Source organism: Cryobacterium sp. Sr3, from assembly GCF_004402835.1.
GTDB classification, from domain to species: domain Bacteria; phylum Actinomycetota; class Actinomycetes; order Actinomycetales; family Microbacteriaceae; genus Cryobacterium; species Cryobacterium sandaracinum.
Map to the genome: position 1 here is coordinate 72554 of NZ_SOFA01000046.1, position 6687 is coordinate 79240.

8 protein-coding genes and 1 tRNA gene are annotated in these 6687 nt (G+C 66.3%); 4 read left to right on the plus strand and 5 right to left on the minus strand.

The window, feature by feature from the left end:
* Positions 1 to 5 precede the first annotated feature (5 nt).
* From E3N94_RS15390 to E3N94_RS15400, 3 genes are all read right to left on the minus strand, one after another.
* Positions 6 to 710, minus strand: coding sequence for a DUF222 domain-containing protein (locus tag E3N94_RS15390; RefSeq protein ID WP_134341818.1), 705 nt, complete (start codon positions 708 to 710; stop codon positions 6 to 8).
* A gap of 113 nt (positions 711 to 823) precedes the next feature.
* Positions 824 to 1414 (minus strand): DapH/DapD/GlmU-related protein, encoded by a 591-nt coding sequence (locus E3N94_RS15395; protein WP_241987149.1) that lies wholly within the window; start codon positions 1412 to 1414, stop codon positions 824 to 826.
* 33 nt (positions 1415 to 1447) lie between these two features.
* Positions 1448 to 1523, minus strand: a tRNA-Lys gene (locus tag E3N94_RS15400).
* Between the two features lie 123 nt (positions 1524 to 1646).
* Here E3N94_RS15400 and E3N94_RS15405 point away from each other — a divergent pair.
* From E3N94_RS15405 to E3N94_RS15420, 4 genes are all read left to right on the plus strand, one after another.
* A complete protein-coding gene (locus tag E3N94_RS15405) occupies positions 1647 to 2501 on the plus strand; it encodes an inositol monophosphatase family protein (RefSeq protein ID WP_134341819.1) in 855 nt (284 codons plus the stop codon).
* 3 nt (positions 2502 to 2504) lie between these two features.
* Complete coding sequence (locus E3N94_RS15410; RefSeq protein WP_104102793.1) at positions 2505 to 3056, plus strand: septum formation family protein; 552 nt, start codon at positions 2505 to 2507, stop codon at positions 3054 to 3056.
* Positions 3057 to 3078: 22 nt separating this feature from the next.
* A complete protein-coding gene (locus E3N94_RS15415) occupies positions 3079 to 3543 on the plus strand; it encodes an Rrf2 family transcriptional regulator (RefSeq protein ID WP_104102790.1) in 465 nt (154 codons plus the stop codon).
* Positions 3544 to 3614: 71 nt separating this feature from the next.
* Entirely contained in the window at positions 3615 to 4778 is a 1164-nt protein-coding gene (locus E3N94_RS15420; RefSeq protein ID WP_104102787.1) for a globin domain-containing protein, read from the plus strand.
* A 24-nt stretch (positions 4779 to 4802) separates the two neighbouring features.
* Here the strand turns inward: E3N94_RS15420 and E3N94_RS15425 are convergent, their stop codons facing one another.
* Entirely contained in the window at positions 4803 to 6527 is a 1725-nt protein-coding gene (locus tag E3N94_RS15425; RefSeq protein ID WP_134341820.1) for a SulP family inorganic anion transporter, read from the minus strand.
* A 44-nt stretch (positions 6528 to 6571) separates the two neighbouring features.
* Positions 6572 to 6687, minus strand: a 116-nt coding sequence (locus E3N94_RS15430) for an integrase core domain-containing protein (RefSeq protein ID WP_166785300.1), incomplete at its 5' end; no start/stop codon positions are given.

A 6687-nucleotide genomic window follows, 5' to 3' on the forward strand; every position in this document is an offset into this window, starting at 1 on the left:
ATCACTCAAACCGACGGGCGGCGGCCACCGAACACCCGCCCCTGGTCGGCCTCACCGGCGATCTTCAGCAGCTGCACGAAGGCATCCGCGGCGATCTGATCCGTGCTGCGCGAGTCATCCTGCAGGCGTTTCGCCCACGCCGCCTTCTCCTTGTCGACGAAACGCACGCCTCCGCGGCGAGGGTCGGTGACCGAATCGAAGACGGAGAGCACGAATTCGCCGTCTTCGGGAGCGAAGAGCCCATTCAGGCGCACCTTGCCGTTTCCCAGCCGGTACACCTTCAGGAACCGGTCGTCGTAGGCCTGCTTCTCCCGAGCGGCAATGCCGGCTTCGTCGAGGCGGTCGCGCATTCGTCTCGCGAGTTTGAAGACGTGGTCCGCGTTCAGAGTTGAGGCCATCATCGAGCCGACCGCGACGAGCTTGAACGCGTCGTTCTTCGTCGAGCCGGTCACCTTCTGGATCAACGCCTGAGGCGAGAGGAACCCCTGCTGCGCGGCCAGACCGGAGTGGCCCGGTTCCAGCCGCGAACGCCGGGCGATGGTCGCCGCCATCCGCGCCGAACGGGTGTCGAGGAGGCGGCGAGCAGCCGCGATCGGCCTCTGACCGGCCAGCACCTCAGCATCGGCGAGGGCCTTATTTTCGGCGAAAACGGAACCGAGGAGGGCGACGGCATCCGTTGCCTGCCTGAGGTCATCCGCGGTGGTTGTCATGTTTCGAAACTAGCAAACATGACATACAGAGTTGAGAGTCTGTCACTTATCTATGGAAGTTTCTAGAAGTCATGTTCGAGGCCTGCGCGGCCACTCCACCCTCTTCCGGTCGGCTAGCCCTCCAGCGACCTGATCAGACGAGCCGGCACGCCACCATGGACGGTGTTGGGCTCGACGTCCTTGGTCACTACACTGCCGGCAGCCACGATTGCCCCGTTGCCGATCGTGACACCGGGCAGGATTGTGGCGAAAGCACCGATCCACGCGCCGTCGCCGACATGGATCGGCTTGGTTACCAGTGGGCCGACTCGGAACTCGCTGGGTCCGATCTCATGCGTACTTGTGACGAAGCGGACGCCCTGGGCCACAGCCGCGCGCCCGATGACCACACGCTCATTTCCGTCGAAGTAGCAGCCCTCATTCACGAACGCGCCGGGTTTTAGAACGACCATTCTGGAGCCAAAGGTGACCCCCTTCAGCACTCTGGAACTTCTGACGTTCATTCCGGCGAGGTGGAGCAGCCGAGACCGATGCGCTCCATTGACGATCAGCGGTGTAGCCAGGAGCCAATTAACGATGATGTCGTGCCAAATTCGCACCGCGTGGGGTCTGTCTTTGGTGGCTCGTGCAGCTCTGATTTTTTCCGCCTGACGATGAAGGTGCTGTTGACTGGATATCAGGCTACCGGGTACAGAAAAGGCCAAGCCTCGTTTGGAACGAGCCTGGCCTTTTTCTGATGGTGCACCCCCCCGGACTTGAACCGGGAACCCACTGATTAAGAGTCAGTTGCTCTGCCAATTGAGCTAGAGGTGCGTGTTTCTCTACTCTCCGACCCAGGGTGACCCGAACCGACTCTAGATACTAACAGCACGATTACCTTCGGCGCCAATCGCGGTACAAACCGGAGAGTCGCGCCAAAATTACTAGTCTTGGTCTGTGACCCAGCCCCAGAAGTACTCCCTCGATGACGACCTCCAGCTCGCGACCGAGCTCGCCGATCTGGCCGACGCGATCTCGCGCGACCGGTTCACCGCGATGGACCTCGTCGTGACGACCAAACCCGACCGCACCCCGGTGACGGATGCCGACCAGGCCGTGGAGCGCGCGATCCGGACCGCCCTGGCCGAGCGGCGCCCGGCCGACGGCATCCTCGGTGAGGAATTCGGCACCGAGGGCACCAGCGTGCGGCAATGGATCATCGATCCGATCGACGGCACAGCCGGTTTCCTGCGCGGCATCCCGATCTGGGGCACTCTGATCGCCCTCGCCGTCGATGGCGATCCGGTGGTGGGGATGGCGAGCTCCCCAGCCCTCGGCAAGCGTTGGTGGGCGCGCACCGGCGGCGGCGCCTGGATGACCGACGAGCGCACGCCGGGCGCCGACCCCGTGCGCCTGGCCGTGTCCGGCGTGGCCAAGCTCGCCGACGCCTCGCTCAGCTACAACAGCATCCAGCAGTGGGACCAGACCGGGCACCTCGACGAGCTGATCACACTGTCCCGCCAGGTCTGGCGCACCCGCGCCTACGGCGACATGTGGTCGTACATGCTCCTCGCCGAGGGTCTGCTCGACATCGTCGCGGAACACGACCTGCAGCCCTACGATCTCGCGGCCCTGGCCCCGATCGTGCAGGAGGCCGGTGGCCGGTTCTCCTCCGCCGACGGCCGGCCCGGCCCCTGGCACGGCAGCGCTCTGGCTACCAACAGCCTGCTGCACGAGCCGGCTCTGCGGGCCCTCGGCTCAGCGACCACCACCACGGATGCACCCGCGTCCCCGAGCGCGCCGACCCGCTAACCGATGATCCCGCCGCGCACGCACCCCGGAACCCTGACCCTGCTGATCGCTGCGGCCAGCGTCCTGACCGCCAGCCTCACCGGCTGCAGCGTGATCGGCGACATGCTGCCGACGCCGGTCCGCAACGTGGCTGCCGTGCCGGCATCCGCTCTCGGAGAGGTCACCGCTGTGGCCGACCTTCTCGTCGGAGACTGCCTGCGTGAGGTTTCGGAGGGACTGGACGTGAACGCATCGATCGTTCCGCGGGTTTCATGCGACGAGAGCCACGAGTTCGAGGTATTCGCCCGGTTCCCGGTGCCGGGCGACGCCTTCCCCGGCGACAACGCCGTGACCGCAGTGGCGGAAACCGGCTGCGGTTCCCTGTTCGAGGACTTCGTGCTGCTCGAGTACCGGGCATCGAGTCTGGATTTCGCCTACCTCACCCCCACGGCGCAGAGCTGGGCCGACGCCGACGTCCTGGCCAGCCCGAACGGCCCGGGCAGCCGCGACGTCTCGTGCCTGATCACCGACCCGGCCGGCGCCGTGACCGGCACCCTGGCCGGCGCATCGCGCTGACCCGCGGCCATACTGTTGACCCATGAGGATCAATGCCTTCTCGGATGTCTCCCTGCGAGCGCTCATGTTCCTGGCGACGCTCCCCGACGGCGAGCTTCAGACCTCGCGGGTCATCGCCGAGGCGGTGGCCACCCCGTACAGCCATGTCAGCAAGGCCGTCATGCGACTCCGCGAGCTGGGACTCGTGGAGTCACTGCGCGGCCGTACCGGCGGAGTGAGGATCAGCCCGGTCGGGCGAACGGCCACCGTGGGCTGGCTGCTGCGCCAACTCGACACCCGCGACGATGTCGCCGACTGTGAGACGCCCCACGGTGACTGTCCGCTCAGTGGCGGCTGTGGACTCCGCGGGGGGCTCCGACGAGCACGGGAGGCGTTCTACGCCGAACTCGACGACCTTGTGATCGCGGCTCTCCCCCATATCGGCTTCCCCGCTCCCGTTGTCCTCACGCTGGCACCCCTGCCGCCGCGCCGCGCCGATCGGGGGTAATGGGATACAACCCGATATTAAGCATTTGAAATGATACTTTTGGGTACGTCCCTCAATTGCTTGGAGTTTGCATGCTATCCACCCAGTCACTGCCCCTCATCAAAGCGACTCTGCCCCTGGTGGGCGAGCGCATGCCCGAGATCGCGAAGAACTTTTACGGCCGGATGCTGACCGCTCACCCCGACCTCTTCGACGGCCTCTTCAGCCGCTCCAACCAGAAAAACGGCTCGCAGCAGCAGGCCCTGGCCGGAAGTATCGCCGTCTTCGCGACCTACCTGGTGCAGAACCCCGACACCACGCCGGAGGCCATGCTCTCCCGCATCGCCCACAAGCACATCTCCCTCTCCATTGCGCCCGAGCAGTACGACATCGTCTACAAGTACCTCTTCGAGGCCATCGCCGAAGAACTCAGCGACGTCATCACGGCCGAGATCGCCGGCGCCTGGACCGAGGTCTACTGGCTGATGGCCCACGCCCTGATCAAGATGGAGAAGGGCCTTTACGCCGGTCTCGCCAGCGACAAGCCGCTCGCCCCCTGGGTCGTCGTGAAGAAGGAAGCGGCCGGCACCGACGCCGTCACATTCACCCTGGAGCCGGCCGACGACACTCCCGTGACGCCTGCCCTGCCGGGCCAGTACGTCAGCGTCACGGCCACCATGCCCGACGGCATCCGCCAGGTGCGCCAGTACTCGCTGTCGGCCGGCACGGCCACGACCCGCGTCTTCACCACCAAGCTCGACGCAGACGGCGAGGTCTCCCCCGTGCTGCACCGTGATGTGCAGGTCGGCGACACGCTCATCCTCTCCGTGCCGTGCGGCGACATCACCCTAGATCAGGGCACCGGCCCGCTGATCCTGGCCTCGGCCGGAATCGGCTGCACGCCCAGCGCATCGATCCTGCGCTCCCTGGTGGACACCGGCTCGAAGCGCGAGGTGCTCGTGCTGCATGCCGAGAGCAACCTCGAACGCTGGGCGCTGCGCGACCAGATGAGCGAAGACATCGCACTGCTGGAAGCAGCAGAGCTCGAACTCTGGCTGGAGATCCCGAGCGAGGGCCACCACGAGGGCTTCATGTCCCTTGAGAACGTGTCGATCCCGACGGATGCCTCGGTGTACCTGTGCGGTCCGCTCCCGTTCATGCGCAGCCTGCGCTCACAGGCGCTGGAGTCCGGTGTGCCGGCCGACCGCATCCACTACGAGATCTTCGGCCCTGACCTCTGGCTTGCCGGCGTCTGATCCGCGCGGAATTTCAGCGCAGCCTCAGTGCTCGTCGCCCCATTCGGTGCCCTCGAGGTCGCCGCGCAATGTGCCGGTGACCTCGTCGACCGCCTCGCCCACGGTGCCCGCGAACCGCTCCGGTGGGAACCGTCGACTGAGACCGTAGTCGCGCAGGTGGTCCTTCACCGGACCCTTCATCTCGGCGAAGATCAGCGTGATCCCGCGTGAGGCGAGGAAATCGTCGAGTTCCAGAAGTTCTTCCACGGCGGTCGTGTCGATCTCTGTGATCGGCTCGGCCGCCAGGATGACCGTGTGCACGTCACTCCCTGCCTCGGTGACGACGCGACGCACGAAGTCGTCGAAAATGCCGCCGTTGGCGAAGAACAGCGGCGCGTCGAAGCGCACGATGACGATGCCGGGCAACCGCTCGCCCTCCGGATGACGGGACAGGTCGTGGTACCCGCGCAGCCCACGGATGCGCCCGAGCTCAGCCCGGTAGGGTCGCCAGGCGTGGCTCACGAATGCCCCGAGGGACAGCACGATCGCCACGCCGATGCCCTCGATCACGCCCACGACCACGACACCGAGGAACGACGCGATGGACAGCGCGGCATCCACTTTGTTCATCCGCACGAGGGCGAGGAACCCCTTCACGTCGATCAGACCGGCGGCCGCGACGATCACGACGGCAGCGATGGTCGCCGAGGGCAGGTAGCCGGTGAGTCCGGGCGCCAGCAGCATAAACACCACGATGAGTGCGGCGCCGACCACGCCCGTGAGCTGGGTTCGTGCGCCCGCGCTCTCGGCAACGGGGGTGCGCGAGGACGACGCCGAAATGGGGAAGCCGCCGAGCAGACCGCCCGCGATGTTCGAGGCGCCGATCGCCGCCATCTCCTGACTCCCGTCGACACTCTCGCCGCGGCGCGCGGCGAACGTGCGCGACAGCACGGCCGTATCGGCGAAGGCGATCAGGGCGACGCCGAGGGCGGGAAGGGCGAGCGCGGCGACATCCGCCCAGACCAGACCGCCGAGCGCCGGAGCGGGCAGTCCCTGCGGCATCGCCCCGACGACGGGTATGGTGCTGTGAAGCCCGGGTACGGCAGTCAGCAGTGTCGCCAGCACGACGGCCACTAGCACGCCGGGGATCCGAGATCTGCCCCAGGACAGACCCACGATGATGAGCAGCGACCCGAGTCCGAAGAGCAACGCGGTGAGGTTGACTTCGCCCCCGGCGACACCGGCCCCGATTGCGATCACGTCGGCAATCGGCGGACCCGAGTCGATCGAAAATCCCAGCAGCGCCGGCAGTTGGGAAATGATCACCAGGAGTCCGAGGGCATTCAGGTAGCCGACCCGGATGGGCTTGGAGAGCAGGTCGGTCACGAATCCGAGGCGGAGCAGTCCGCCCAGCAGGAGGATCAGGCCGACCATGATCGCGAGAAGTCCCGCCAGGGCCACCGCTCGGTCATCGTCGCCGAGGGCAAGCGGCAGGATCACGGCCGCGATGATCGGCGCCAGGGCCGAGTCGGGGCCGAGCACCAGCACGCGAGAGGGGCCGAACAAGGCATATGCCGCCAACGGAATGATCGTGGCGTACAGGCCGGTCTCTGGCGGCAGGCCGGCCACCTCGGCGTAGCCGATGCCCACCGGGATCAGCAAGGCGGTGAGCACAAGCCCCGCTCTCAGGTCAGGGAGCAGCCAGGCGCGCCGGTAGGTGAGCGCGGTATCGACACCCGGCACCCACTTCTTCACCCACGCAGCCGCCATACCGTTCCTCCCGGCCCTATCTTGGTGCATCCGGGCGGTCCGGCCTAGATGTTGTTCCCACTGACGTTGTGAGCACGGTTGATGGGTGATTTGCCGCCGATGCCGGTATGGGGTCTGTGGTGATTGTAGCTATGGATCCAGTCTTGGTAGGTGGCTGCTC